The 25,921-nt window shown below is 65.7% G+C and carries 23 protein-coding genes; 12 read left to right on the forward strand and 11 right to left on the reverse strand.

Going from position 1 to position 25,921, the window contains the following annotated elements:
- Positions 1–16 precede the first annotated feature (16 nt).
- The gene (locus tag AB4Z18_RS15165) at positions 17–688 is read left to right on the forward strand and encodes an SDR family NAD(P)-dependent oxidoreductase (protein WP_441783568.1); all 672 of its coding nucleotides are present in this window, start codon (positions 17–19) and stop codon (positions 686–688) included.
- 32 nt (positions 689–720) lie between these two features.
- Positions 721–1,524, forward strand: coding sequence for an SDR family NAD(P)-dependent oxidoreductase (locus tag AB4Z18_RS15170; protein ID WP_441783569.1), 804 nt, complete (start codon positions 721–723; stop codon positions 1,522–1,524).
- A gap of 78 nt (positions 1,525–1,602) precedes the next feature.
- Here AB4Z18_RS15170 and AB4Z18_RS15175 read toward each other — a convergent pair whose 3' ends face one another.
- The 10 genes from AB4Z18_RS15175 to AB4Z18_RS15220 form a co-directional block, all read right to left on the reverse strand.
- A complete protein-coding gene (locus AB4Z18_RS15175; RefSeq protein ID WP_441783570.1) occupies positions 1,603–2,544 on the reverse strand; it encodes a carbohydrate kinase family protein in 942 nt (313 codons plus the stop codon).
- A complete protein-coding gene (locus AB4Z18_RS15180) occupies positions 2,541–3,566 on the reverse strand; it encodes an aldo/keto reductase (RefSeq protein ID WP_441783571.1) in 1,026 nt (341 codons plus the stop codon). The genes AB4Z18_RS15175 and AB4Z18_RS15180 overlap by 4 nt, the downstream gene beginning before the upstream one ends.
- A 9-nt stretch (positions 3,567–3,575) precedes the next feature.
- The gene (locus AB4Z18_RS15185; protein WP_441783572.1) at positions 3,576–5,054 is read right to left on the reverse strand and encodes a glycoside hydrolase family 32 protein; all 1,479 of its coding nucleotides are present in this window, start codon (positions 5,052–5,054) and stop codon (positions 3,576–3,578) included.
- The gene (locus AB4Z18_RS15190) at positions 5,051–6,871 is read right to left on the reverse strand and encodes a dipeptide ABC transporter ATP-binding protein (RefSeq protein WP_441783573.1); all 1,821 of its coding nucleotides are present in this window, start codon (positions 6,869–6,871) and stop codon (positions 5,051–5,053) included. Before AB4Z18_RS15190 ends, AB4Z18_RS15185 begins: the two co-directional genes overlap by 4 nt.
- On the reverse strand, positions 6,868–7,812 hold the full coding sequence (locus AB4Z18_RS15195; RefSeq protein WP_441783574.1) for an ABC transporter permease: 945 nt from the start codon (positions 7,810–7,812) through the stop codon (positions 6,868–6,870). The genes AB4Z18_RS15190 and AB4Z18_RS15195 overlap by 4 nt, the downstream gene beginning before the upstream one ends.
- A gap of 4 nt (positions 7,813–7,816) precedes the next feature.
- Positions 7,817–8,794 (reverse strand): ABC transporter permease, encoded by a 978-nt coding sequence (locus AB4Z18_RS15200; protein WP_441783575.1) that lies wholly within the window; start codon positions 8,792–8,794, stop codon positions 7,817–7,819.
- Positions 8,791–9,897 (reverse strand): glycoside hydrolase family 172 protein, encoded by a 1,107-nt coding sequence (locus tag AB4Z18_RS15205; protein WP_441783576.1) that lies wholly within the window; start codon positions 9,895–9,897, stop codon positions 8,791–8,793. Before AB4Z18_RS15205 ends, AB4Z18_RS15200 begins: the two co-directional genes overlap by 4 nt.
- Positions 9,894–11,297 (reverse strand): GH32 C-terminal domain-containing protein, encoded by a 1,404-nt coding sequence (locus AB4Z18_RS15210; protein WP_441783577.1) that lies wholly within the window; start codon positions 11,295–11,297, stop codon positions 9,894–9,896. Before AB4Z18_RS15210 ends, AB4Z18_RS15205 begins: the two co-directional genes overlap by 4 nt.
- A gap of 84 nt (positions 11,298–11,381) precedes the next feature.
- Positions 11,382–13,049: an ABC transporter substrate-binding protein gene (locus tag AB4Z18_RS15215; protein ID WP_441783578.1), complete on the reverse strand. Its 1,668-nt coding sequence runs from the start codon at positions 13,047–13,049 to the stop codon at positions 11,382–11,384.
- A gap of 38 nt (positions 13,050–13,087) precedes the next feature.
- On the reverse strand, positions 13,088–14,089 hold the full coding sequence (locus tag AB4Z18_RS15220; RefSeq protein ID WP_441783579.1) for a LacI family DNA-binding transcriptional regulator: 1,002 nt from the start codon (positions 14,087–14,089) through the stop codon (positions 13,088–13,090).
- Positions 14,090–14,320: 231 nt separating this feature from the next.
- On the opposite strand from AB4Z18_RS15220, the gene AB4Z18_RS15225 reads away from it, so the two are divergent.
- From AB4Z18_RS15225 to AB4Z18_RS15245, 5 genes are all read left to right on the forward strand, one after another.
- A complete protein-coding gene (locus tag AB4Z18_RS15225) occupies positions 14,321–15,355 on the forward strand; it encodes a LacI family DNA-binding transcriptional regulator (RefSeq protein ID WP_441783580.1) in 1,035 nt (344 codons plus the stop codon).
- A 119-nt stretch (positions 15,356–15,474) separates the two neighbouring features.
- The gene (locus tag AB4Z18_RS15230; RefSeq protein ID WP_441783581.1) at positions 15,475–16,809 is read left to right on the forward strand and encodes an ABC transporter substrate-binding protein; all 1,335 of its coding nucleotides are present in this window, start codon (positions 15,475–15,477) and stop codon (positions 16,807–16,809) included.
- 73 nt (positions 16,810–16,882) lie between these two features.
- Positions 16,883–17,812, forward strand: a complete 930-nt coding sequence (locus AB4Z18_RS15235; protein WP_441783582.1) for a carbohydrate ABC transporter permease — start codon at positions 16,883–16,885, stop codon at positions 17,810–17,812.
- The gene (locus AB4Z18_RS15240; protein WP_441783583.1) at positions 17,809–18,711 is read left to right on the forward strand and encodes a carbohydrate ABC transporter permease; all 903 of its coding nucleotides are present in this window, start codon (positions 17,809–17,811) and stop codon (positions 18,709–18,711) included. Before AB4Z18_RS15235 ends, AB4Z18_RS15240 begins: the two co-directional genes overlap by 4 nt.
- Before the next feature lie 28 nt (positions 18,712–18,739).
- Positions 18,740–19,837 carry a glycoside hydrolase family 172 protein gene (locus tag AB4Z18_RS15245; RefSeq protein WP_441783584.1) on the forward strand — a complete coding sequence of 366 codons (1,098 nt, stop codon included), beginning with the start codon at positions 18,740–18,742 and terminating at the stop codon, positions 19,835–19,837.
- 25 nt (positions 19,838–19,862) lie between these two features.
- On the opposite strand, the gene AB4Z18_RS15250 is transcribed toward AB4Z18_RS15245, so the two are convergent.
- Positions 19,863–21,065, reverse strand: coding sequence for an ROK family protein (locus tag AB4Z18_RS15250; RefSeq protein WP_441783585.1), 1,203 nt, complete (start codon positions 21,063–21,065; stop codon positions 19,863–19,865).
- A gap of 129 nt (positions 21,066–21,194) precedes the next feature.
- Between AB4Z18_RS15250 and AB4Z18_RS15255 the strand changes: the two genes are divergently transcribed.
- The 5 genes from AB4Z18_RS15255 to AB4Z18_RS15275 are packed head-to-tail and all read left to right on the forward strand — an operon-like array spanning position 21,195 to position 25,849.
- Positions 21,195–22,226: an SIS domain-containing protein gene (locus AB4Z18_RS15255; protein WP_441783586.1), complete on the forward strand. Its 1,032-nt coding sequence runs from the start codon at positions 21,195–21,197 to the stop codon at positions 22,224–22,226.
- Positions 22,223–23,155, forward strand: coding sequence for an N-acetylglucosamine kinase (locus AB4Z18_RS15260; protein WP_441783587.1), 933 nt, complete (start codon positions 22,223–22,225; stop codon positions 23,153–23,155). Before AB4Z18_RS15255 ends, AB4Z18_RS15260 begins: the two co-directional genes overlap by 4 nt.
- 2 nt (positions 23,156–23,157) lie before the next feature.
- The gene (locus AB4Z18_RS15265) at positions 23,158–24,099 is read left to right on the forward strand and encodes an ABC transporter substrate-binding protein (protein ID WP_441783588.1); all 942 of its coding nucleotides are present in this window, start codon (positions 23,158–23,160) and stop codon (positions 24,097–24,099) included.
- Entirely contained in the window at positions 24,096–25,076 is a 981-nt protein-coding gene (locus AB4Z18_RS15270) for an amino acid ABC transporter permease (protein WP_441783589.1), read from the forward strand. The genes AB4Z18_RS15265 and AB4Z18_RS15270 overlap by 4 nt, the downstream gene beginning before the upstream one ends.
- Entirely contained in the window at positions 25,073–25,849 is a 777-nt protein-coding gene (locus AB4Z18_RS15275) for an amino acid ABC transporter ATP-binding protein (protein WP_441783590.1), read from the forward strand. The genes AB4Z18_RS15270 and AB4Z18_RS15275 overlap by 4 nt, the downstream gene beginning before the upstream one ends.
- Positions 25,850–25,921: the final 72 nt, after the last annotated feature.

The following is a 25,921-nucleotide window of genomic DNA, read 5'->3' on the forward strand; positions in this document are numbered from 1 at the left end:
TCGGCAGTCTTGAGGAATGAAGAAGCAGGAATCGCCTCGTGCAGCGATGTTGATCGTGGGAGCGGGCCCCGGCTTGGAATTGGCCATCGCCCGTCGTTTCGGCCGGACAGGGGGCGCTGTCGGTCTGATCTCACGCTCCGCGGCTCGTCTCACCGAACTCACCCACACGCTCGACTCTGAAGGAATCCAAGCAGCATGGGCCAGCGCGGATGCGACGAACCCGATGCAACTTCGCGCTGCCATTCAGACGATCGGTGACCGAATCGGACCCATCGAGACGTTGTGCTTCAGCCCGTTGCCCGCCATCGAGCTGATCAAGCCGGTTCTCGAGACGCAAGCCGAGGAGCTCACGGAGTCGTTGGCCCTCAACGTCGGGGGAGCCGCTGCCGCCGTTGCAGAAGTTCTGCCCGCGATGCTCGATTCCGGCAGGGGCAGCCTGCTCTTCACGACGGGCAGCGGAGCTCTCCATCCATCCGCGAGCCGCGCCGCCAGCGCTGTAACCACCGCCGCCGAGACGGTTTACGTGAGCCTCCTCCACGAGGCACTGGCACCGTCGGGAATCGTCGTAGCCCAACTCGTCGTCGTCGGCGCGATCGGCCCGGGCCAGGTTCACGAACCAGCCCAGGTGGCAGACGCCTTGTGGGCCCTCAACCGTCCACACACCGAATCGCTCAGCGTGCTGCGCTGACTCAACACAGAAAGAGACAGAAGACCATGAGTATGACCTGGTTCATCACTGGCGCCGGCCGCGGACTCGGCCGTGCATTCGCCACGGCAGCCCTCGACCGGGGGGATATTGTCGCCGCGACCGCGCGAGACGTCAGTGCACTTGACGATCTTCGCGTTCGATTCCCTGATCGGCTGTATCCCTTCGCACTTGATGTCACCCAGCACGCCGCCGCCGCCGCAGTCGTCGACAGGGCCACGGCAATAATGGGCAGCCTGGATGTGGTCGTCAACAACGCCGGCTACGGCCACTTCGGCACTATCGAAGAGCTCTCCGAGCAGGAGATCCGAGACCAGTTCGAGACGAACGTGTTCGGTGCGCTGTGGGTCTCCCAGGCGGCCGTCCCCATCATGAGATCCCAGGGATATGGGCACATCATCCAGATCTCCAGCCTCGGCGGAATCGGCGCATTTGCGAATCTCGGCGCGTATAACGCCTCGAAGTGGGCGCTTGAAGCGTTTTCGGAATCACTCGCTCTCGAGGTTGCGCCCTTCGGTATCGCCGTCACGATCGTCGAGCCGGGCGGCTACGAGACCGACTGGTCCAGCGCGTCCTCACGTCACTCCATACCGCTGCCGGAATACGAACCCATCAGGGAAGCCGCGGCAGCGCGCCGCGGCGGTCAAGCAGCCGGGAAACCAGACGCTGCTGCAACAGCCCTGCTCGCTGTGGCTGATACCGAGGAGCCGCCACTGCGCGTCATCTTCGGCGCGCAGGCCGTCGAGATCGCCAGTGCAATCTACGAGCGCAGGCTCGCCGAGTGGGCGAAGTGGAAACAGCTGAGTGTTTCTGCGTAGGCGTGATTCAACCAGGGCTGCTCTTGGTCACCGATGTTCCCCCGGAAAGGTCGGGCGATATCCGAGGCCTGTGCGGCCTCATCCGATCCGGCCCGACAACTGGGCAGGATCGGCCAGATCGTCCGTGGTCGGCGGTTGTGCTCCCTGCCGGCTGACAGTGATCGCTGCCGCACTCAGAGCACTCTGGGCGAGGCGGGACGCCTGCGTGGAGCTGAGCGCGCCCGCGCGCACGGTCTCCACGAGGTCCAGACGGAGGATTTCGCTCAGCAGTGCGGAGGTGAACGAGTCGCCGGCCCCGACGGTGTCGACGACGGTTGTGGGTACGGCTGGGAGGCGAAGGAAGAGGTTCGGCGTCATGAGTGCGCATCCGTCCGCGCCGAGGGTGACGATCGCGAGTGCGACGCCGGCCGCGATCAGCGCGTCGAGCACGGCCCTGGTGCTTGCGCCGGGGTAGAGCCAAGCGGTGTCTTCGTCACTCATCTTCACGACATGGGCGTGTGCGGTGAGGCCTTCGACGAGTCGCCTGACATGGTCACGTGACCCCATGATGGCTGGCCTGATATTGGGGTCGAAGCTGATGAGGGCGTGGTCCTGCTGCTCGATGATGCGGCGGACTTCGCGGGCTCCCGGCTCCACGATGGCTCCGATCGAACCGGTGTGAAGGAGGCGAGGCGGATCGACGTGCGTCGCCGCCAGGTTCCATTCGATGGTGAACTCGTAGCTCGCCGAGCCGTCGGCCTGAAGGGTCGCGATGGCGGTGGACGTCGGAGCGGCGGTGATGGATCCGGGATGGATCGTCACCCCGGCGTCGGTCAGGTGTTGACGGATCGCGTCTCCTTCAGCGTCGTCGCCCAGCTGCGTGAGCAGTTCGGTGCGATGGCCGAGTCGGGCAAGGCCCACAGCGACGTTCATGGGGCTGCCGCCGGGCCGATGGAGCTCCTCGAGCCCGTCGGAGATGATGTCCATCACGCTTTCGCCGATGACGAGGACGTCGGGACGCGAGGTGAATGCGGGTGTCATCGTCCGCCTTCGAGGCGTCGGTGCCTGTCCTGGCGTGCCCAGGCGCTGTACGGGTACTCATCGAAACGGGGCGCGCTGACGCGGTCCAGGTCGGCCAGCTCCGCCTCGCTCAGGTGGACGTCGGTGGCCGCGAGGTTGTCGACGAGTTGGTCGATGGTCCGGGCGCCGAGGATGACCGATGTGACTGCCGGCTTGGCGAGCAGCCAGGCGAGCGCGACCTGAACCGGGGCCGAGGAGTGCGCGTCGGCAATCGAGGTGAGAGTCGCAATCACTTCCCACACCCGCTCGTCGTTGTCCCGTTGGTCTCTGACCGCGCGGTCCTGCGGTTTGGCGTAGCGGTTACCGGCGGTCGGTTCGGCTCCGCGGCGGTATTTACCGGTGAGCCACCCTCCGGCCAATGGAGACCAGGGCAGAAGCCCCAGACCTGCGTCGAGTGCCGCATCGACGATCTCCAGCTCAATGCCCCGGGTGAGCAGGTTGTACTGGGGCTGGAGGGTCACGGGTGGCGTATAGCCGTTGCGGGCGGCGAGGTCCGTGGCCTTGGTGAGCTGCCAAGCGGTGTAGTTCGAGAACCCGTAGTGGCTGATCTTGCCGGCCCGGACGGCGTCGTCGAGGAAGCGCAGGCTCTCTTCGATGGGGGTGAGCTGCTCCCACGCATGGAGTTGGTAGAGATCGATGTGGTCGACGCCGAGCCGTTGGAGCGAGGCGTCGAGCGCTCGGGCGAGGTGCCGGCGAGAGACGCCGACATCGTTAGGGCCGTCACCGGTGGGGAAGCGGGCCTTGGTGGTCAGGACGACCGCGTCCCCGCGCGCGGGACTGGACTTCATCCATTGGCCGATGATCTCTTCGCTGCGGCCGCCGGCGTACACATCTGCGGTGTCGATGAAGTTGCCGCCGGCGTCCAGATAGTGGTTCAGCATGGCGGTGGACTCGTTCTCGTCGCTTTCAGCGCCGAAGGTCATGGTGCCGAGGGCGAGTTCGGAGACGATCGTGCCCGAGTTGCCGAGAGTGCGGTAGCGCATGGGGCTCTTTCAGAGTTCGGCGGTCAGGGAAAGGTCGGCTTCGTCTGCGTGGCCGGCCGCGTGCAGCTGCCAGACGTCGAAGCGGTCGATACGAGCCTTCCCGTCGACGGCGCGGAGTCGGAGACCAGTGGCGTCGGACCGGGTCGGGTACACCCGTGCGGCGAGCGGGGTCCCATTGGCGAAGATCTCGATCGCGGAGCGGTCGATCAGGACTCGCAGGTGCAGCGATCCGTCGAGGATCTCGATGTCACCGCCGAGCGGTGTGGTGTCGGTCCTGTCGTTGGAGCTGACGCTGCGATCCAGGCCGATGGTGCGCTGATCCCAGTCGATGGTGAGGATGGTGGACTCGGCGCCATCGGGACTGCGGAGGACCTCGAGTTGCAGCGTTGTGCCGGGCTCGCCGGTCAGCTGCAGTTCCAGATCGACGACGTCTCCGATGCCGTCGAGGATGAGGTCCTGGCCCGTGCTCACGGGTCCCGCGGCGACGCCGGTGTGCTCACCGCGGAGGCGCGTGAGTTCCGGCACGGGGGCGTGATGGAGGCGCCCCGACGGCGTCAGGGTGAGGACGCGAGGGACGCTGAGCACGCCCGCCCATCCGGCATCCATGGTCTGCTGGTCGTCGCGTCCCTCCTGCATCCAGCCGACGATGATGCGGCGGCCACTGTCGTCGAGGAAGCTCTGGGGCGCATAGAAGTGGCGCAGGCCGAGATCGAGCGGCCGCACGACATCGGGGGTGAACACGCCGTCGGTGTAGCTGCCGGTGAAGTAGATCGGGTAGTGGGTGTCCCCTTCATCCCAGACGGATGCGACGAGGATGTGCGTGCCGTCGAGCTCGAACAGGTCGACGCATTCCCACATCGTTCCCGTCCAGATCGGTTCTGCCTGGGAGGCATTGCCGACGAGGATCGGTCCCCGATACGTCCAGCTGCGGAGGTCCGGGGACTCGTACAGCAGCGCCGCGCCGCCGATGCCCCGGAATCCGCTGCCGATCAGCTGGTACCAGGTGTCTCCGTCGCGCCAGACGCAGTGGTCACGGAACGCGGTCGTGTCGGTGCCCGCGGGGGGTCCGGCGATCACGGGGTTGGCCGGATCCTTGGTCCAGGTGTCGAGGGTGCTGTCTCCGATCGCAATGCTGGGCAGCTGAGCGTCGTCGGCATGGGCGGAGTAGACGATGGTCGGCGTGCCGTTGTCGTTCACGAGGACCCCGGACCAGCACCCGTCGCGGTCGGGACCGTCGGCGTCCGGCGTGAGGGCGATGGGACGATCTTCCCAGCGAACCAGATCGGTGCTGGTGGCATGTCCCCAGAGGATGTTCGCGTGGCGGGGGGCGTCTGGGTTGAACTGATAGAAGAGGTGGTAGGTGCCGTCCCATTGGGAGAGGCCGTTGGGGTCGTTGAGCCAGCCGGTCGGGGCGCCGAAGTGGTAGCGCGGACGAGCGCGGTCGTCGTCGTAGCTGAGGCGGCGGGGCGCGTGGGCGCGGTCGGTCACGTGTGTGCTCCTGAGGGTGTCTGGGTTGCCGAGAGGTCGCTGGTGGCGACCCAGTGGTCGGCGCTGATCTGTGTGCGGTCGAGGTCCGCGCTGGTTCGTACTGCTTTGACCCACGCGGTGGGCGTGCGGTTCGCGATCAGGTCGGAGATGGTGGCGCGGGTTTTCGCGCGCTCGTCCTTCTCGTAGCGGCTGGTCCGCTCGGGGTCCGGTGCCGCTGAGACCAGCAACTGGGTGTAGGGGTGGACCGGGTCGTCCATGACGGCGGCGCTGGCTCCGCCTTCGACGAAGGATCCGCGCAGCATGACGATGGTGTTGTCGGCGATGAACCGGGCGGAAGCCAGGTCGTGGGTGATGTACAGGATGGAGATGCCGCGGTTATCGCGGAGCTTCTTCATCAGTTGCAGCACCCCCATCCGCACCGAGACGTCGAGCATGGATGTGGGCTCGTCCGCAAGGATCACGCGCGGTTCTGCGGCCAGTGCTCGGGCGAGGGAGATGCGCTGCCGTTGGCCGCCCGAGAGTTCGTGCGGGTAACGGTCCAGGAAGGTCCCATCAAGCTCCACCGAGGTCAACAGCTCGGACAGGATGGCGTCCATGTCTGCCCGGGACTTCCGCCCGGAATGGATGGTGACGGCCCGTTCCAGGAAGTGGCGGATGCGGTGCGAGGGGTTCAGCGACCCGAACGGGTCCTGGAACACCATCTGCACTGCTCCGCGGTAGCGGCGTGAAGCACGCTTGGGTTCGGTTTGGAGGACGTCCGTTCCCTCGAGCAGGATGGACCCTGCGCTGGGGGTCTCCAGCCGCGCCAGGATGCGCGCGACTGTGCTCTTCCCGCTCCCGGACTCGCCGACCAGGGCGAGTATTTCTCCCTTATGCAGGTCGAAGTTGACGTCGTTCACGGCCACGTTCTCGGTGCGCGAGAAGGGCCCGCCTTGGCGGAAGGCCTTGTACAGGCCACGTACCGAGATCACCGCTTCGCTTTCGGTCTTCGTGCTGCGACCTGTGGACCCGCCCCGGGGAGCGGTCGTCCGGCTGACGGGTGGGAAAGCGGCGATGAGCTGCTTGGTGTACGGGTGCTGCGGATTGCGGTACACCTCGTGAGAGGGCCCCATCTCCAGCAGCTCACCCTTTCTCATGACACCGAGCTTCTGCGTGACTTCGACCATCAGCGACAGGTCGTGGGTGATGAACAGGATGGCGAAACCGAGCTTCTCCTGGAGATCCTGGATCTCCTGGATGATCTCCTGCTGCACCACCACGTCGAGCGCGGTCGTGGGCTCGTCCATGATCAGCAGCGCCGGGTTGAGGGCGAGCGCTGTCGCGATCACGGCACGCTGTCGCATCCCACCCGAGAGCTGGTGGGGAAACGCGCTGACGCGTTTCGGATCGATCCCGACCAGAGTCAGCAGTTCGGCGGCCTTGACCTTCGCTTCACGTCGGGACAGGTCGGTGTGCGTGGTGAACACGTCGACGATCTGGTCTCCGATGGTCATCACCGGATTGAGGGCGTTCATGGCGCTCTGGAACACCATCGCCACGCTCTTCCAGCGGAAGTTGCGCAGTTCCTCACCCGCCAACGTGGACACGTCGGTTCCTTCGAACAGGATCCGGCCCGAGGTGATCTCACCGCCGGCGAGGAGCCCGAGGACGGCGTTGGCGATGGTCGACTTGCCGCTGCCGGACTCGCCTGCCAGCCCGAAGGTTTCTCCGCGGCGGATGGTGAACGAGACATCGTCGACGGCGAGGAAGGGCCCGTTGTCGGTGTCATACGCGATGGAGACGTTCTGGACATCCAGAATCACGTCGTGCTCGGTCATGCTTTCTTCGCCTTCCGACGTCGGCCCAGGCGGGGGTTGGTGATCTGATCGACGGCGTAGTTCATCATCGCCAGAGCGAACGCGACCAAGGCGATACAGGTACCGGCGGGGACGAATGTCCACCAAGCGCCCGTGATGAGTGCGCCTTCGTTGTTCGACCAGTAGAGGTTGGTGCCCCAGCTGACGGAGGCGAGGTCCCCGAGACCCAAGAACTCGAGGCCCGCTTGTGCGCCGATCCCGAAGATGACGCAGGCGAGGAAGGTGCTCATCACGACGGAGGCCATGTTGGGGAGGATCTCGCGGAACATGACATACCCCGGTCGTTCCCCGGTGACGATGGCGGCGTCGATGAAGTCTTTGCCGCGGAGGGAGAGCGCCTGTGAGCGGATGACGCGGGCGGAGCCCGCCCAGCCGGTGACGACGAGGACGAGGACGATCGTGCCGGGCCCGGGCGGGAGGAACGCGGCGAGGATGATCAGCAGCGGGAGGCCGGGAATCAGCAGGAAGATGTTGGTGACCACCGAGAGGATGTCATCCATCGCCTTGCCGAAGTAGGCGGAGGCGAGGCCGACCAGCAATCCGACGATCGTGGCGACCAGGCCGACGGCGAAGCCGATGCTCAGGGAGCTGCGGGATCCCCACACCGTGAGCGCGAGGACATCCTCACCTTTGGAGGTAGTGCCCAGCCAGTGCTGCGGCGAGGGAGGGTTGGATCCGTTGGCGACCGGGTTGGTGGGGTCGCCGGGGAAGATCAACGGTGCGATCAACGCCAGGACCACGAAGATCAGGATCACGATCGCGCCGAAGACCGCCTTCTTGTCGCGGAGCAGCCGATGCCAGAGGCTGCCACGACGCCGGCTGGGCGTTGTGCGGTCAGGAGTGGTCTCGAATTCTTGGATCTCTTCGTCGACCAGGGGTTGGAGTTGGTTCTGGATGGTCATGATGTCACCTCACTCGTACGCGCGGGTCGAGCCGCACGTACACGATGTCGACGAAGAAATTGGCCACCAGCACAGCGCCGGTGATCGTCAGGAAGATGCCCTGCATCAGCGGATAGTCCAACGCCTGGACGGCGGTGAGCAGTTGGTAGCCGATCCCGGGATAGGCGAACACGACCTCGGTCAGGAGGGCGCCGCCGACGACGAATCCGATCGACATGCCGAACGAGGTGACCGAGGGCAGCATCGCGTTGCGTGCGGCGTAGCGGAACATGATGCGGCCCTCTTTGAGCCCCTTGGCCCGGGCCATGGTGATGTAGTCCTCGGCCGCCGTGGCGATCATGGTGTTGCGCATGCCGAGCATCCAGCCGCCGATGGTGACGATCACGATCGTCGCCGCCGGGAGCACCAGATGGTAGGCGACGTCGGCGACGAAATCCCAGGTGAAGCTTGGCGTCGTCCCGAGGGTGAAGGCCTGGCCGATCGGGAACCAGCCCAAGGCCGCACCGAACAGGTAGAGGGCTGCCATGGCGACGAAGAAGTACGGGAACGATCCGACGAACACCAGGATCGGCGGCAGCATCGAATCGAGCACCCCGCCGCGACGCCACGCGGCGAACACACCGAGCAGGTTGCCGACGACGACGGCGATGATCAGCGCGGTGCCGCCGAGCAGGATGGTCCAGCCGATCTGCGATCCGATGACCGTGCTCACGGGCGTCGGGAATTTCGAGATGGAGATTCCGAGGTTGCCGGTGAAGACATCGCCGATGTATCGGAAGTACTGCTGCCAGATCGGCGCCTTGTCCAACCCGAACAGGTGGCGGTAGCCGGCGATCTGCGAGTCGTCGAGGGTGCCCTTCATCGAGGAGAGCATCCGGCCGACCGGGTCGCCAGGCATCAGTCGTGGCAGCAGGAAATTCAGCGTCAGGGATGCCCAGAATGCGATCAGGTAGTAACCCAATCGGCGCAGGATGAAGATCATCGGGGCCTCCTTAGCTCTCGTGAGGCGATAGGGGTGCGGTTGGTTGCTGGTGCGTTGTGGTACCAGTAGGCGACGGCGGAGACGTCGTCGGAGCGTTCCACGATGTCCGCTCCGACCTGGCCGATCTGCTGGACGGTCACCCGGAGGTTCTCCGAGAAGAGGATCGGGTCCTGCACGTGCCAGCGGTACATCCCGTGCACCGGCGCCATCGACGTGTAGTAGAGGGCCTGCTTGGACGTGTCGCGGGTCGAGAACGTGGGATAGCCGCAGTAGGGCGCTGAGAAGGTGAGAACCTCGGGTTCGGACTCGGAGGAGAGCCGGTCCTGGAAGGCCCAGGCCCCGCCGAAGTAGTCTTCGACTCCGGTTCCGCAGATCGTCGGGTACGGGTCGTCACCGTCGATGAAGAACTTGACTTCGCCTTCGCCGTACCAATACCGCTCGAGGGCGACGATGTTCAGGTAGGTGCCGAGAAAGGCGCCCTGCCCCTGCCCTGTCTCGAGGATGGTGAAGTCCTGCCCAGGGGTGGTGGGATTCTCCCGTCGCCAGCTGGCGTGGAAACGCAGGTCGGTGACGGTGGCCGGGTCGGGTGTCCGGACGAAGTCGATCTGGTAGAACAGGCCGCCGACATCGACCGGGTGCTGGTTCTCGACGGTGATCCGGGCGCCGTCGCGGAACGGCATGGTGAAGTAGGCGTTCATGCCGCCGGTCGGCGCGACGACGACCAGGTCGGAGGTGACCAGTGCGCGTTCTCCGTTGCCGTTGCAGAAGAAATCGCCCAGGGGAACTTCGACGGCGGGAGTGTCGGCGTCGTCCCAGTACATGCGGAGCACCAGGTCGCGGAGCACGAATCCGATCGCCTCCGTGTGGGTGGCCACGGTCATCCAGATGTGGCGGATGGACCCGGCTCCCTCGATGTTCGCCAGCTCGGTAGTCTCGCCCGCCGGCAGGGTGATGCACGGTCGGCCTTTGCGCCCGGGACCGAGCGCCGACGCCTCGCGGCCGCCCGCTCCTCGTGCCCCGGTCGGGTTCTCCGCGGTGATCGAGGCGGACTGCTCGCCACGCTGGATCGCGTCATGGATGTTGTCGACCCAATCGCTGTTCATCGCTGGACCTCCTCGTCCTTCTGGGTGACGATCAGCTCGGCGTCGGAGACGACGATTTCGCCTTCCGAAGCGAACACGCCCAGTTCTGTTCCGGTGCGGTCGTATCCACGTAGCGTGATCGCCTGCTCGCCGTTGATGTAGATCAGGTACAGCTCGCCGTCGAATTCGACGTTCAAGCGGACCTGGGTCGCCCCGCTGTACGGGCGGATGTCGTAGGGCCGGTCGGCACCGAAACGGTCGAGGCGGTCGACGACGACGCGCCTCAGTTCAGGCTCGAACGTCACGGAGTAGCCGTGGTCCCGTTCCGCTGTGGCACGCAGTTCGATCCCGAACGCTTTCGTCTCGGGCTCTGCACTGAGCGTGAGGTCGACGAGGCCCGCGTGCGGCATCTGCAGGAGCGTGGTCGTCGCGAACTCGTGAGCCGATCCGACCTGTGTTGCGGCGATCGGGATGCGCGACTCCGCACGGGATTCCTGAACGGCGCGAGTGATCTCAGGCTGGCGGACGGAGAGCGTGCCGTCAGCTTCCTGGACCAGTTCATGCACGATGAGGTTGCCGCCCCAGAGCCACCCGGCGCCGTCCTGCCCCGCGATGTTGTTCGTGCCCCAGCCCACGAGGTAACGGCGGTCGCCGTCGGAGATCGTCTTGGCCGCGTACAGTCCCAACCCGTCCAGTTCGTCGTCGGCCGGGCTGACCCAGGGGCCTTCCAGGGAGCGGCTCATCCGGTAGCGGGTGACGGTGCGATCGGTCAGCGTCGAGTAGACCAGGTACCACCAGTCGCCCATGCGGAACAGGTCGGGGCATTCGTGCATCGAGAAGATCCCGGGAGCCCAGAACGGTTCCGGGTCGATGGTCCAGCTGTCGGTCGTCTCGGACTCCGCCAGCACCGAGGCACCACGTCGGAGGCTCGGCCCTGTGAGCGTCTGACTGGCGACGAGCATCCGGTAGCGCTGTGCGTCGGTGTCGAAGAACACGAAGGGGTCGCGCCATTCGTCGGCGTTGAAGTGTTTCTCGTCGGACACGAGCGCGAAGCCGGGATCCTTCGTCCAGGCGACGAGATCGGTGCTGCGGGCGCGGAGGACGGTCTGATGGCGGCCCTCACTGCTTCCATCCCACTTGCGGAAGCCGGTGTAGTAGGCGTGGAACTCGTCGCCGACGCGGACGACGCTGCCGGTTGCGGCGGAGAAGTCCGGATCGGAGGCGGTCCCCCGGGGGATGGCGACGCCGTGATCCTCGAACTCGACGAAATCGGTGGTGGAGATGTGACACCAGTCGGTTTCGACCCGGTCATGCGTGTCGTCCGCGAAGCGCTTCAGGAAGAAGACGTGGAACACGCCGTCCCAGAAGAAGGGGATGGTGTCTCCCAGTCGAGCCCCGACGGGCTTGTAGAAGCGGGTCATCGTTGTCTTTCTGCGTGAGTGAGAGAAGGGGAGAAGAATGGCCAGGGTGCCGCGGCCGGTACGAGCGGCCGCGGCACCGCTCATTCAGCCGCGCGGCTTGAGGTTGGTCAGCACCAGCACCGTGCTGGACTCACCGGGGGAGAGAGTCGCGTACGGGTTCTTCTCGCTGGGCCAGCCGGTGAAGTTCTTGCTGTTGTAGATGCCCCAGTCGGGACCCGGGAACAGCGGAACCGTCGGCGCGAGCTCGTTGTAGAGAGCCTGCAGCTTGTTCATGATCGCGTGCTGGTCGCTTTCCGAGGTCGCAGCGGCGAACTGGTTGAGCAGGTCGTCGGCTTCCTTGCTGCAGTAGCGCTGGAAGTTCTGCGAGGTCTGCTCGCCGACCGGCTTCACGGTCTGGCACGACATCGCGCTGCGGTAGTACTCGAACGGGGTCACGCCGGCCTGGCTCCAGGCGATGTTGCCGGTGAACGTTCCACCGAACAGCGCGGTGTTGATCTGCGACCAGTCCTTCACGTTCAGCTTGGCGTCGACACCGATCTGCTTCAGGTTGCGGGAGATGACCTGTGCGACCGAGATCCAGTCGGTAGAGGCCGAGCCGACACCGATCGTGAAGCTGATCGGCTTGCCGCTCTTGTCCGTGCGGATGCCGCCGGAGCCCTTCGGGTAGCCGGAGTCATCCAGCAGCTTGTTGGCTGCTGCGACGTCTTCCTTCGTCCAGGTGCAGTCGCCGGCGACCTGCGGGTCCAGCCACGACTTGTAGGCATCGCTGAGGCCGTTGCAGTTCGCCGGGTGGGCGTAGCCGCTCATGCCGGTCTTGACGACCTCGTTGCGGTCGATCGCCATGCTGATCGCCTTGCGAACATTGACGTCGTTGAACGGGGCGACGGTGGTGTTCAGGGTGAGAGCGATCGTGGAGCCCACCGGCGGGAACCAGTAACCACGGTACTTCGGATCCTTGTCCACGTAGGTCTTCTGAACGTCCTGGATGTAGCCGAGACCCCAGTCGAGCTGGCCGTTGATGCCGGCGATGTTCGCCGCGTCGTTGCCCGAGTAGGCGATCAGCCGGATGCCGGCGTACTTGGCCTTGTCCTTCTGCCAGTAGTGCGGGTTGCGCAACAGGTCGAAGGACTGTGCGGAGAAGTTCGACACCTGGGTGAACGGTCCGGATGCGACGGGGTTCGGGTTCTGCCAGGTGGACGGATTCTTCTGGGACTCCCAGATGTGCTTCGGGACGATGACTTGCTGCCCCAGCTCGTAGAGCCCCGGGGTGTACTTCCGGTTCAGGGTGAAGACCACGGTGCTGTCGTCCTTGGCCTTCACATCCGAGACGTAGTCGAACGTGGTCGGGCCGAGGACCTTGCGAGCCAGGCCGAACGTGTAGACGACGTCGTCGGCGGTGAGCTTCTGGCCGTCGGACCATGTCGCATCGGGCTGCAGGTTGAACGTCAGGCTCAGCCCGTCCGAACTCCACTCGTAGGACTTGGCCAGCCAGGGAACCACGTTTCCCTTGGCCAGGTTGGTGACGATCATCGACTCGTACACGGCGTGGGTCGTCATGCCCAACGCGGTGGGGGAGAACGGGTTGAAGTTGCGGACGAACGACGCGTTGCCGATCGCCGCGATCCGCAGGGTCTGGCTGGTCCCCTTGGTCGGTGTCGATGAGCACGCTGCGAGGGCGCCGGTTGCGCCCACCGCGAGCGCAACGCTCATTACTAACGCGCGCCAGAAGCGACGCGTGCGGGTGGTTTTCATTGATTGCCTTTCGTCTTTGAAGGGGAATGTGCTGCTTGTTAGGGGGTGGACTCTCGGATCACGGTCGGGCAGTTGACCACGACCGGCTCGCGAGGGCCTTCCTCGCCGCGCTCCATCTTCATGAGGAGCTCAGCGCCGATCCGACCCATCTCCCGGAACGGGAGAGCAATCGTCGTCAGCGCCGGGCGAAGGAAGCTTGAGATGATCTCCTGATTGTCGAAACCGACCACGGCGACATCCTGCGGGATGCTGAGATGAGCGTCACGAAGTGCGTCGTAGGCACCCATCGCAAGTCGGTCATTGGCGCAGAAGATACCGTCCGGGGCCGAGGCGCCCGCTAGCAGATCGGCGGCGGCCACGTACCCATCCGTGGCTTCGCTTCCGCCGGTCACGATCAGGGCCGGATCCACGCTGACGCCGGCATCTTTCAACGCCTGTTCGAAGCCGGCACGACGTTCGGCAGCGGCGGGAAGCTCGGACGGAAGGTTGATCATCGCGATCCTGCGTCGGCCGTTGCTCACGAGGAGCGAGCCGGCCTCGTAGCCGCCGGCATATTCATCCGGCAACACGGAGGGGTAGCGGCCCTTGTCGTCGGTGCAGTGCACCAGAGCCATGGGAATGCCATCCAGCACGTCCGGGACCTTGATAGTTCGATTCACCGTCGTCGCGATCAGCACGCCACCGACACGATGCTCCAGCATCATCTCCAGCGACCGGCGATCAGGTCGATCCGGCGTCTTGGTGCCCGCAATGATCAAGGACTTCCCCTGACGCCAGAACGCCTCCTGGGCGCCGGCGATCAAGTCCGCCGCAAAGGGTGTGGTGATGATGTCGGTGACAAGGCCGTAAAGCCCGGTGGTTTGAGACGCGAGGGCGCGCGCGCCAGCGTTGGGGCGGTAGCCGAGCTCGGCAGCTTTCTCGAGCACGCGGCGGCGCGTTTCCTCTGAAACCTGATTCTCGTTATTGAGCGCGAAGGAAACCGCTGACCGAGACACCCCAAGCGCGCTTGCGACGTCTCTCATGGTCACGGGGCGCGTCATCGCGGTGTTCCTTTCGAGTAACTAACTCGCGTTAGAAGCGAGTCCGGTGGGAGACTAACACGCGTTAGAACCGATCGTCAACAAAACTTCTCGACGGCCTCACAGCCGTGTCGGACGGCCCGTCGACCATCGATAACAGGTTGGTAACGGCCGTTTGCGTCAACGCGTTTGACGCTCTTAGCGTGCCGACAACTGGTCGAAGTCAACCGATTGACGGACGAAGGAGCCCCGATGCTGACGATGAAGGACATCGCGTCGCACGTCGGTGTGTCCGTGTCCAGCGTGAGCCTCGTGCTGAGCGGCCGGGGTGAAGGACGCGTCAATGCCGGTGTGGCGCAACGCATCCGGCAGGTTGCCGACGAACTCGGCTACGTCCCCAATCAGCTCGCGCGATCGCTGAAGACCAAGCAGAGTCGTACCCTCGGCGTCGTCTCGGACCAGGTCGCCACCGTGCCCTTCTCCACACATATGCTGGCCGGCGCGCAGCAGGCGGCGTGGGAGAGCGGCTTCATGCTGATGCTGATCGACACCTCCGGCAACGACGAGGTGCAGACACCCGCTGTGCAGTCCCTGCTGCAGCGGAACATCGAGGCGCTGATCGTGGCCTCGAACTATCACCGGGTCGTCGGCGTCCCGCTCGTTCCGCCGACGATGCCGGTCGTCATCCTGGACGGCCGGCCGGCGGACGACGCCCATCCGACGGTCGACTACGTCGTTCCGGACGAGGAACTCGGCGCCTACACCTCGACCAGGATGCTCGTGGAGGCCGGCCACACGAGGATCGGCTTCTGCAACGTCTCGGCCTATCCGATCGCCTCGACATTGCGACAGCGAGGCTACCGCCGCGCTCTGGAGGAGGGTGGGATCCGGCCCGATCCGACCCTCACGGTCGTCGCCGAGTACGCGGCCACGGGTTACGCGATCGAGCCCGCCCGGGCGCTGCTGGACCGCGACGACCCGCCCACAGCGGTGTTCTGTTTCAGTGATCAGACGGCGATGGGCTTCTACGCAGTGGCCCGTCGACTCGGTCTCAGCATTCCCGGAGACCTGTCCCTGGCAGGCTTCGACAATCAGGAATTCGTCGCCGAAGCGCTCGACCCGGGGCTCACGACCGTCCAACTTCCGCACCGCGAGATGGGGGAGTGGGCGGTGCGTCGGATCCTCGGGAGACTCGACGGCTCGCTGGGTGTCGCCGACCGCGAAGGCTACCTCATGCCATGCGCGCCCGTCGTTCGCGAATCGATAGGTCCACCTCCCGACCGCTGATCCCGAGGCACCTCGTTCCACCATCCCGCACCACCACCGGAGGCACCGGTGGCGCGAGCCTGCCCTCGCGCCGTCGTGCCTCGACCACCCCTCACCACCCGATGCAAAGGAGCAAACGCATGAAATCGAACAGGAAGCAGACCGGCCGCCGGCTGACCCGGCTCGCGGCCGCAGCGGCGGCGATGGCCGTCGCCGCTGCAGGGCTCGTCGCCTGCAGCAGCGGTGGCGGCGGAGACGCCGGCAAGACGTTCACGATCCTGCAGTACGAGGACCCCAAGAGCGCGCAGGGCCAGGGCTGGCAGCTCGCGCTGGAACTGTTCAAGAAGAAGCACCCCGATGTGAAGGTCGACTTCCAGACGACGAGCTTCGACGCGGTCCGCAAGAACGCGAAGCTCCTGCTGGGTGGCAACAAGGTCCCCGACGCCATCGAGTTCAACAAGGGCAACGCGGACGGCGGCCAGCTGGCCAGCCAGGGCCTGCTGTCCTCGCTGAACGATCCCGTGAAGAAGTTCGGCTGGGACAAGAAGGTGACCGGCGGCATGCAGTCGTTCGCCAAGTACGACGAGCAGGGCCGCGCGGGTTCGGGCGACTGGTACGGCATCCCGAACATCGGCGAGTACGTCACGATGTACTACAACAAGGACCTGTTCGCGAAGGCCGGAATCACCGCTGAGCCGAAGACGATGGATGAGTTCGTGGCCGCCATGCAGAAGCTCCAGGCCGCGGGCATCACCCCAGTATCCTCCTCGGCGTCCACCAACCAAGGCTTCAACCAGATGTGGGTCTGGTACTCGCTGGTGTCCGCATATGCGGACCGGAAGCAGATCGACGACTTCATGTTCCTGAAGGGCAAGGTCGATTTCTCCGCAGACCCGTGGAAGAAGGGCACCCAGCAGTTCCAGGACTGGATCGACAAGGGCTACCTGGGCACGGACCTCGCCGGTCTCACCTTCGAGCAGGCGAACGTCAACTTCCTCAGCGGAAAGACGGGGATGCTGATCTGGAACAACGGCGTCTTCTCCCGGGTGAAGGATCAGAAGGACTTCCCGTGGGGCTACTTCACTCTGCCCGGGGCGAACATGTCGATGGGCTCGTCCGGCCATCTGTGGGGCGTTCCGGCGAAGGCGAAGAACAAAGACCTCGCCTACGACTGGATCAACACCACCCTGAGCCCGGAGGTGCAGAACAAGATCGGCGGGCTCGGCGGCCTCCCGCTGGCCGGCGACTCGTCGAAGATCACCGACCCGGTGACCCGCGCCTACACCGAGCGGTTCGACCAGATCGTCAAGGACGACACGCTCACCTTCTACCCCGACTACCCGGTGCCCGGCTTCCTGGACTTCATCCAGACCAACATGTCCGCGATGTCGAACAAGAACGAGACGGCCGACGAGTACATCGCCAAGCTGCAGAAGTTCTACGACGACGGCAAGAAGGCCACCGACCAGGGCTGACCAGGATGCGGGAGCCGCGGAACCCAGGGCTCCCGCATCCACCTCTCCCGCAGAAGGATCCGGAGACCACCACATGACGACTGTCACGCCTCTCGACCGGCGCATCCGGCCGCGCACCGCCGGCTACTGGCCGTACCTCATCCCGATGATCGCAGGCACGATCCTGATCGTGCTCCTTCCGTTCGGGGTGAACGTGTTCATCAGCCTCTTCCGGTGGAAGGGCGGCATCGCCCCGATGCGCTGGAACGGCCTGCAGAACTACGTCGACCTGCTGAACGACGCCCAGTTCTGGCTCGCCTTCAAGAACACCATCTTCATGATCGTCGGCATCGTCGTCATCCCCACCCTTCTGGGGCTGCTGCTGGCGGCGATGCTCTTCGACTACATCGGCCGCGAGTTCGGCGGAAAGACCGCCGCGTTCCTGCGGGCGACCTACTATCTGCCGCAGATCCTGCCGATCGCCGTCGCCGGCTTCATCTGGAGCTGGGTGCTGGCTACACAGAACGGACTCCTGAACAGCGTCATCCGGACGATCGGGGTGACCAGCCCGCCGGACTGGCTCGGCGACCCGAGCATCGCGATCTACGCGGTCATGCTGATGCTGATCTGGCTGCAACTCGGCTACCCGGTCGTCATCTTCATGGCCGCCTTGCAACGGGTCGACCCGGAACTGTATGAGGCCGCCTCTCTCGACGGCGCCGGGTGGTGGCGACGGTTCCGTGCGATCACCGTTCCCCAGATCCGCCCGGAGGTATTCGTCGTGGTCATCACTGCGACGGTCGGCGCGCTGAAGGTGTTCGCGCCGGTGCTCATCCTGACAGGGGGAGGTCCGGAGGGTTCCACGGTCGTGCCTTCGTACTACTCGTATCGGAACTTCTTCGAACTCTCCAAGGTCGGCTACGGCTCCGCAATCGCGACAGCCATGTCCCTCGTCATCTTCCTCGTCGCGGGCGTCATGCTCTGGCTCCAGCGGCGAAGCGCCCGAGAGGAGAACGCCGGATGACCACCACCGCACCACAACCGACTACGACACGAGGAGTGCAGGGGTCGACGGACCGCGTCCCCGCGGGACGGAAGCGGCGACGCGGTCCGCTGCGTTGGGTGATCCTCAGCGGTGCAGTGCTGATCGCGCTGGTGATGCTGGCGCCGCTGGTGCTGCTGGTTCTGAACGCGTTCAAGACCAGTGGCGACTATTCGGCGCACGGTCCGCTCGCGCTGCCCACCGAGTGGAGCCTGCAGTCGCTCCAGAACTATCTCGACCGCGTGGACTTTCTGCGTGCGCTGTGGAACTCCGTGCTCATCTCGGCTCTGGTGGCAGTACTCGGGTCGCTGGTCTCGCTGCTCAGCGCGTACGCGATCGGAGTCGGACGCGTCCGCGGGAGCACCGCACTTCTCGCCGTCTTCCTGCTGGCGACGATGCTCCCGCAGGAGGCGCTGATCTATCCGCTGTTCTATGGCGCGCAGGCGACGGGCACCTTCAACACCGTGTGGAGCGTCATCATCGTCTTCACCGTGCTGCAGGCGGCGTTCGGCACCTACCTGCTCTCCAGCGTGATGGCAACGCTGCCGCCCTCGCTGCTCGAAGCGGCCGCCCTCGACGGCGCCGGTCGGTGGCGCATCCTGTGGTCGGTGGTGTACCCCGTGATGCGGCCGACGCTCTCGGTGCTGATGGTGTTCTTCTTCGTCTGGACCTGGAACGAGTTCTACATCCCGCTGATCCTGCTGTCCGACCAGTCCGTGCAGACGATCCCGATCGCCCTGGCGACCCTGCAGGGCCAGAACTCCATCGACATCACCCTGCTCAACGCCGGCTCGCTGCTGTCCCTGCTGCCGACGCTCGTCTTCTTCATCATCTTCCAACGCACACTGAGCCGCGGCGTGACCGTCGGCTCGGTGAAGTGACCGCACACGCAGAACCCAAGGAGAATCAGTGCTTTCCACCCTGTCCGACCTCGTCGCCCCTGCAGGCGTGAGCTCCCGATCCATCAACGCCGAGAACCCGACCGGTGAGCCCGCCAGCGCTGCGGCGGCGAGCTCCCACCTCGGACCAGGCCGGAAGGGCAGCGCGTACCTCCCGCTCCCGGCGGGCGAGAGGCTGACGTTGGCCGACATCGAAGGGCCGGGCGTGATCCGGCACATATGGATCACGGTCCCCGACCGCACCGAGGGCGGGCCGTTCGTGCTGCGCGACCTGGTGCTGCGGATGTATTGGGATGACGAGGAGCGGCCTTCGGTCGAGGTGCCGCTCGGCGACTTCTTCTGCAACGGCTTCGCTGCGCGCGCACTCGTTACCTCCGAGCCGATTGTGGTCGCACCCACCGGGGGCATGAACTCGTACCTCCCCATGCCGTTCCGCCGCAGGGCGCGCATCGTGCTCGACAGCGAGCATGCCGCCTCCATCGATCACGTGTTCTTCCAGGTCGACTACACGGTCGGCGATGACGTGCCCTCGGACGCCCCGTACTTCCACGCGCAGTGGCGCCGCTCGAACGGGACAACGGCGCTGGGGGAGGACCACGTCATCCTGGACGGCGTGACCGGCCGCGGCCGCTACCTCGGCACCTACATCGGGCTGGCCGCCCTCTCGCGCTACTGGTGGGGGGAAGGCGAGGTGAAGTACTTCGTCGACGGGGACACCGACCTGCCCACTCTGTGCAGCACGGGTCTCGAGGACTATGCCGGCGGCGCCTGGGCGTTCCAGGATGAGCTGCGAAAGGATCCGGAACCGGTCCCGCTCACCTTCAGTGCGCCCTACTGCGGGTACCCCTTTTTCAGCACGCGGGATGTGACCGGCGCTGCCACCTTCATCCAGTCGACCGCGCCGATGCATGCCGTGTACCGGTGGCACCTGCCCGACCCCGTCTGGTTCCAGAGCGACTTCCGCGCCACCCTGCAGCAGATCGGGGTCTGGGACAAGGGCCTCTTCGAGCGCACCGACGACGTGTTCTCGGTGGCCTACTGGTACCAGACCGAGCCGCACACAGCGTTCCCGGAGCTGCCCGACGCCGCGGGACGCGTTCCCCGCTAGAAGTCCCGCCGCGTTGCCGGCCCGGTCAGGCCGTGTTGACCACGTGGGAAGCCCTGATGTCGAGGCGGCGTTCATGGTGACGGCCCAGGAGGCCGCTCAGTGCGTGGTCGAGTGCCAGTGCGGCTGCGCCGGCAACGGTCGCCGTGTCTCCGAGTTCGCTGGCTTCGACGCGGATCCGCGGCTGAACCCGGCGAACCACTTCTCGAACACCCTGCGTCAGGGCGGGGTTTCTTCCTACGCCGCCGCCCAGGACGATGAGGTCCGGGTCGGTCACCGCCACGAGTGTCAGGGCAAGCTGGCCGATGTCGGCCGCGTGCTGGTCGATCACCTGCATCGCCGTGGCGTGGCCCTGCCCTGCAAGGCTGAAAAGCTCGGGGACCGTTCGAGGGGCGGGGACGCTCTCGTCCGTCCACGCGCCGATGCATCGCCGGAGGAGCCCGTCGGATCCGAGGTACCGCTCGAGCTCGAACGGGTCTTGCCCATGCCGCGCCGGCCAGCCGTTCGGTATCGCGGACAGCTCGCCGGCTCCACCGTGGGCCCCCCGCAGGACGCGTCCTCCTGCGACGATGCCGGCACCGATTCCGACTCCGATCTGCAGGTAGCCGAAATCGTCGGTGCGCTGGGCGATACCGCCGTCCATCTCGGCCAGGGCGGCGCAGTTCACGTTGTTCTCGATGAGGATCGGAATCCCGGGGTCGGCTCCCACCGAGTGGATGAGGCTACCGATGTCGGGTGTGCCGTGCGAGTCGGAGACGCCGGTCTCGAGGTAGTCGGAGACGATCCGTGGAAGGGCGATGCCGACGGTATATAGGGGTCCGTTCGTGTCGCTCACGGCGCGCCGAACGCGCGACATCAGGGTGCGGATGGCGGCAACTTTGTCGTCGACGTCCTGCCGCGCCAACGTCACGGTGGACTCGAAGATCCGCTGGCCGTTCAGGCCGCGTGCGTGGGCGTGCACTTGGGTGGATCCGAGGTCGAGCCCGAGGGTCCATCCAGCCGAGGATGTCACGCCGTAGACGGTGGCGGCGCGGCCGAGGGCTCCTTGTCTGGCGCTGAGGGCGGCGATCAGGTCGACTTCCGCCAATCTGACCATCGCCGAGGCCACGGTGGGGGCGGAAAGACCGAGCCGCTGACGAACGGCCGGGCGGGTCGCTTCTCCCTCGTTGAGAACGGCGGCCAGGACCGCTTGCTCGGTATCCGAGAGCGCGCTCCCGTGTTCGGTCTGCATCCGTGCTCGCCCTTCGATTTCTTCAATTCTGCCAAAACCGCGCTCAGGGCTTGACGCGTGCTGCCGCGGTCCACATTATTAACGCAATCTACTTTAAAAAAGCAGCTTACGCATGGAGGAAGAAGAAGTATGGCGCACCAGAAGTGGCTCACGTTCGAAGAGGGCGTCGCCGCCCAGGCCCGTGTCGTGGACGGAGCGACGCCGGCCGTTCTGGACTGGTTCGAGCAAGGGCACGTCGACCACTTGCGCGGGCGAAGCATCCTGCTCGCCGGGATCGGCGCGAGCTACGCGGCCGCCGCGACACCCACGCACGAACTTCGAGCCGCCGGGGTGACCGCCCTGAGGTCCGCGTGCTCCGACATCCCGGACGAGTCCGCCGCGCTTGCGGATGCGTACGTCGGCATCTCGCAGGGAGGCCGCAGCAGGGAGACCATCCAGGCGCTGTTGACGGTCCCGCGCGAGATGCGGCTGGCGGTCGTCAACGCGGCCGATTCGCCGCTGGCGTCCGCCTCTGGGAGCGTCCTCGGCCTCGGTGACCTGATCGACAGCAGCATGTCGTCGATCGGCTTCAGCGCGACGGTCGTCGCGCTCGGGCTCCTCGTCGAGCGGCTGACCGGGAAGCCCCATGATTCGTCGTGGGCGGGGATCGGGGCCCGCGCAGCGGACATCTGTGCGGCGAATGAGGGCACGCTGGCACGATTCGCAACCGAGATCGCGGAGCGCGGGTACGTCGACGTGGTCGCCCGTCCCGCAGAGCTGACCGCGGCAGAGCAGGGAGGGCTTCTGTTCCGGGAGGGTCCGGCTCTGCCGTCCATGGCGATGGACACGCGTTCCTACCTGCATGGCCCGATGGACTGCGCAGGACCTGCGACGAGCCACGTCCTGCTCGGCGGGGGCCGGGAGGCACTGCTCGCGGAACAGCTGGCAGAGAAGGAGGTCCCCATCCTGCTGATCGCCGACGATGACGTGAGTGCACCCGCGTCCATCGTCCGCATCCCCCGCATGCCGGCCACTCAACGCGCCTACGTCGAGGTCGTGCTTCTCCAGCGGCTCGTGCAGCTGACTGCGGCAGCCATCGGCAAGGACATCGAAGAGCGCGCCTTCACGCGCTACGACACCAAGGTGGACTCGGTCCAGCAGGTCGTGGACGGTACCGTGTGAGCGCCGTGAACGCCGTCATCGTCGGCATCGACGTAGGCGGATCCAAGACCGCGCTCCGAGCCATCGGTTCGGAGGGGTTCGTCGTGACGGACGTCGTGGTCCAGACCGACAGCTGGCGGGGCGAGGATTGGGCGGGCAAGGCGCGTGTGCTGACGCGACTGATCGCCGACACGGTCACGGGCCACATCGAGGCTGTGGCGGTGGGAGCTCACGGTTGTGACACGGATGAGCAGTGCGCCGCCCTGGCCCAGGAGATCTCGCTCCGGCTGGACGTGCCCGTCCGTGTGGTCAATGACGCCGGTCTGCTCGCGCATGCAGCCGGCAGGCCGGATGCCGTCGGACTGATCGTCGGCACGGGCGCGATCGCGGTCGGAAGCAGGCCGGACGGCGGGACAGTGCACGCCGGCGGTTGGGGCTGGTTGGTGGGCGACGACGGGGGAGCGGCGGGCCTCGTGCGCGAGGGCGTGCGGGCTGTGCTCCTCGCCGCCGACGGCGGCGTTCCCGACCAGATTCTGGAGCGAGCCCTGATCGCCGCCTCCGGCCAGGAGTCCGTCGGTGAGTTGTCGCACCGGATGATGCTCGACCGCGCCGAGCAGTGGGCGCTGTTGGCGCCGGCGATCTTCGCGGCGGCCGAAGACGGATCGCCTGTCGCCGCTACGGTCCTCGAGAACGCGATCGATGCTCTCGCCGCGCTCGTGCTCGCCGTCGGACAGAAGGGCGCCGCCCTCGAGAACCTGGTGATCGGTGGTGGCGTCGCCTCCGCACAGCGCAGCTATGCCGCGCGGATCGCCTCGCGCATCCTTGCGGCGAGTCCACGTACCTCAGTAACCATCCTCACCGAGTCTCCTGTGACCGGGGCTCTTGAGCTTGCACGTTCGATCGCGGTCGCACCGTATCCCGTCCCCAGCAACTCCAACCCCGAAGGATGACCATGAACACCACACCTCGCAAGACGGCGGCAGTAGCGCTCGTCGCGTTCGGCATCGCGGCAGCGTTGTCGGCTTGCAGCACGTCCGCCGCCGGTCCGAAGGACGAGGCGAAATCCCTCAACGCCGTGGCCGGCATCGGCACCGTCGCCACGGTCGCGCATCTGGCGGATTCGGTCCCCGCAGATTTCCGGGGCCGCACGCTGACCGTGGGTACCGACGCCACCATGCCGCCGAAGGAGTTCATGAGCGCCGACGGTCAGACTTTCGAGGGATTCGACGTCGATCTCACGTACGCGATCGGCAATGTCCTGGGCATCAAGATGAAGTTCGTGAACAGCGGCTTCGACTCCCTGCTCCCGGGCGTGCAGAACGGTCGTTACGACTACGTCGCGTCGTCCGCAGCGCCCACGCTCGAGCGTGAGAAGGTCGTCGATTTCGTCAGCGTGGACCGCTCCGGCGAATCCCTTCTCGTCAAGAAGGAATCGGCGGGCACGATCAAGGACATCAGCTCGCTGTGCGGCCGGCCGGCGGGTGCGATCAAGGGTTCGCTCCAGGTGCAGGACCTCGCCGACCAGAGTGCCAAGTGCACCGCCGAGGGCAAGAAGGCCATCGATACCTCGCTCTTCCCCGATGCGTCGTCGTTGAACCTGGCGTTGAGCAGCGGACGCGTCGACGCGGCGTTCCTCGACACCCCGGGGTCGGCCTACCAGGCGAAGCAGTCGAACGGGAAGTTCGTGGTTGTCGGACCCATCTACCGCGCCGGGCTCGAGGGCCACTTCATGAAGAAGGGCACGGGCCTGGCGGATTCTGTCTCCGACGCCGTCAACGCCCTGATCAAGGACGGCACCTACGCGAAGCTCCTGGCGAAGTGGGGGCTCGATAAGAGCAAGATCTCCACCTCGTATGTGAACCCGGCGACGAGCGGCAAGGCGGACCAGCCGTGAGCTCTGCCGCCGGAACGGCAGGGGTGTACACGCCTCTGCGAGTGCGAGCACGGTTCAAGCCGGGATCCTGGATCGCGGGCGTCATCGTACTGATCGTCGCCGCGATGGTGGTGCAGGCGCTGGTGACGAACCCGAATTTCCAGTGGGATGTCGTTGCTGCGTACTTCTTCTCGCCGCAGATCCTGTCGGGCCTGGTGTGGACCATCGAGCTGACCTTCTTCTCGATGCTGGGCGGCGTAGCGCTGGGAACGCTCCTCGCCGTCATGCGAGGAGCGGACAACCCTATCGTCGCCTCTGCAGCAGGCGTGTATGTGTGGTTCTTTCGCGGAACCCCGCTTCTCGTGCAGCTGATCTTCTGGTTCAATCTCTCCTCTCTCTACCCGACTCTGCGCTGGGGTGTCCCGTTCACGTCCGTCCTGTTCGGCCAGGTCGGCACGAACGCGGTGATCTCTCCCTTCACTGCCGCGCTGCTCGGCCTGGGCTTGAACCAGGCCGCGTACACGGCAGAGATCGTCCGCGCCGGGATACTGTCCGTACCCGCGGGACAGTTGGACGCCGCCGCTTCGATCGGGATGACACGGCTGGTGACCATGCGCCGCGTCGTCCTTCCGCAGGCCATGCGCGTCATCATCCCGCCGCTCGGCAATGAGACGATCGGCATGCTGAAGACCACGTCCGTCGTCAGTGTGCTCGCGATGCCCGAACTCCTGTACAGCGCACAGATCATCTATGCGCGCACCTACCAGATCATCCCGCTCCTGATCGTGGCGAGCCTGTGGTACCTGATCGTCACCACGATCTTGACGATCATCCAGATGCGCATCGAGCGCCACTACCAGGTGCGCGGACCATCGGGTCCGACCAACACCGTGATGGAGTTCTTCCGCAAAGCGGTGCGAGTCCATGCCGTCGAACCGCCGGGGACCCGGGAGCCGGTGACCGCTGCGACCGCGATCACAAGTGGAGACCGAACATGAGTACTTCCTCTCGCACGCCGATGGTGTCGGCGACAGGAGTCCACAAGCACTTCGGCATCACGCCGGTCCTCAAAGGGCTGGATCTGGATGTGTTCCCCGGCGAGGTGGTGTGTCTTCTCGGCTCCTCGGGATCGGGCAAGACGACCTTCCTGCGGTGCGTCAATCATCTGGAAAAGATCAGTGCCGGCCGGATCGTGGTCGACGGTGAGATCGTCGGCTATCAGGAGCGAGGCGATCATCTCGTCGAGCGTTCCGAGAAAGAGATCGCCCGCCAGCGCGCGGGGATGGGGATGGTGTTCCAGCAGTTCAACCTGTTTCCCCACCGCACGGTCCTCCAGAATCTCCTCGAAGGCCCGGTCATCGTGGCTCGCGAGCCTCGCGATGAGGTGACCCCGCGTGCGTCAGCGATGCTGGCGCGCGTTGGGTTGGCCGGACGCGAGAACGCGTACCCGGGCGAGCTCTCCGGCGGCCAGCAGCAGCGTGTCGCGATAGCCCGTGCGCTCACGATGCGGCCGAAGCTCATGCTCTTCGACGAGCCCACCAGCGCCCTCGACCCCGAACTCGTCGGTGAAGTGCTGGATGTCATGCGGGATTTGGCGAACGACGGGATGACGATGATCGTCGTGACGCACGAAATGGGATTCGCCCGCGACGTCGCCGACCGTGTCGTCGTGATGGACGGCGGAGTGATCGTCGAACAGGGGCCGCCCTCGGCGGTGTTCGACCGACCGCAGCACTCCCGGACACAGGCTTTCCTGCGCAAGTTCTCGTAGGCAGCACAGCCCGCGCCCTTCTCGACCTTCGCTGCGGCTGTCGACCCGGGCGAACAGCACAGCGGGGCGGAT

Source organism: Leifsonia sp. 2TAF2, from assembly GCF_052115085.1.
In the GTDB taxonomy this organism is placed as follows: domain Bacteria; phylum Actinomycetota; class Actinomycetes; order Actinomycetales; family Microbacteriaceae; genus Leifsonia.

Excerpts from the sequence above, each read along its gene's own strand:
- AB4Z18_RS15175 (WP_441783570.1), bottom strand. The coding sequence starts at position 2,544 with ATGACACCCGCATTCACCTCGCGTCCCGACGTCCTCGTCATCGGCGAA.
- AB4Z18_RS15235 (WP_441783582.1), top strand. The coding sequence starts at position 16,883 with ATGACGACTGTCACGCCTCTCGACCGGCGCATCCGGCCGCGCACCGCC.
- AB4Z18_RS15205 (WP_441783576.1), bottom strand. The coding sequence starts at position 9,897 with ATGAACAGCGATTGGGTCGACAACATCCATGACGCGATCCAGCGTGGC.
- AB4Z18_RS15265 (WP_441783588.1), top strand. The coding sequence starts at position 23,158 with ATGAACACCACACCTCGCAAGACGGCGGCAGTAGCGCTCGTCGCGTTC.
- AB4Z18_RS15255 (WP_441783586.1), top strand. The coding sequence starts at position 21,195 with ATGGCGCACCAGAAGTGGCTCACGTTCGAAGAGGGCGTCGCCGCCCAG.
- AB4Z18_RS15180 (WP_441783571.1), bottom strand. The coding sequence starts at position 3,566 with ATGCGCTACCGCACTCTCGGCAACTCGGGCACGATCGTCTCCGAACTC.
- AB4Z18_RS15190 (WP_441783573.1), bottom strand. The coding sequence starts at position 6,871 with ATGACCGAGCACGACGTGATTCTGGATGTCCAGAACGTCTCCATCGCG.
- AB4Z18_RS15240 (WP_441783583.1), top strand. The coding sequence starts at position 17,809 with ATGACCACCACCGCACCACAACCGACTACGACACGAGGAGTGCAGGGG.
- AB4Z18_RS15225 (WP_441783580.1), top strand. The coding sequence starts at position 14,321 with ATGCTGACGATGAAGGACATCGCGTCGCACGTCGGTGTGTCCGTGTCC.
- AB4Z18_RS15165 (WP_441783568.1), top strand. The coding sequence starts at position 17 with ATGAAGAAGCAGGAATCGCCTCGTGCAGCGATGTTGATCGTGGGAGCG.
- AB4Z18_RS15195 (WP_441783574.1), bottom strand. The coding sequence starts at position 7,812 with ATGACCATCCAGAACCAACTCCAACCCCTGGTCGACGAAGAGATCCAA.
- AB4Z18_RS15230 (WP_441783581.1), top strand. The coding sequence starts at position 15,475 with ATGAAATCGAACAGGAAGCAGACCGGCCGCCGGCTGACCCGGCTCGCG.
- AB4Z18_RS15170 (WP_441783569.1), top strand. The coding sequence starts at position 721 with ATGACCTGGTTCATCACTGGCGCCGGCCGCGGACTCGGCCGTGCATTC.
- AB4Z18_RS15250 (WP_441783585.1), bottom strand. The coding sequence starts at position 21,065 with ATGCAGACCGAACACGGGAGCGCGCTCTCGGATACCGAGCAAGCGGTC.
- AB4Z18_RS15220 (WP_441783579.1), bottom strand. The coding sequence starts at position 14,089 with ATGACGCGCCCCGTGACCATGAGAGACGTCGCAAGCGCGCTTGGGGTG.
- AB4Z18_RS15200 (WP_441783575.1), bottom strand. The coding sequence starts at position 8,794 with ATGATCTTCATCCTGCGCCGATTGGGTTACTACCTGATCGCATTCTGG.
- AB4Z18_RS15275 (WP_441783590.1), top strand. The coding sequence starts at position 25,073 with ATGAGTACTTCCTCTCGCACGCCGATGGTGTCGGCGACAGGAGTCCAC.
- AB4Z18_RS15210 (WP_441783577.1), bottom strand. The coding sequence starts at position 11,297 with ATGACCCGCTTCTACAAGCCCGTCGGGGCTCGACTGGGAGACACCATC.
- AB4Z18_RS15215 (WP_441783578.1), bottom strand. The coding sequence starts at position 13,049 with ATGAAAACCACCCGCACGCGTCGCTTCTGGCGCGCGTTAGTAATGAGC.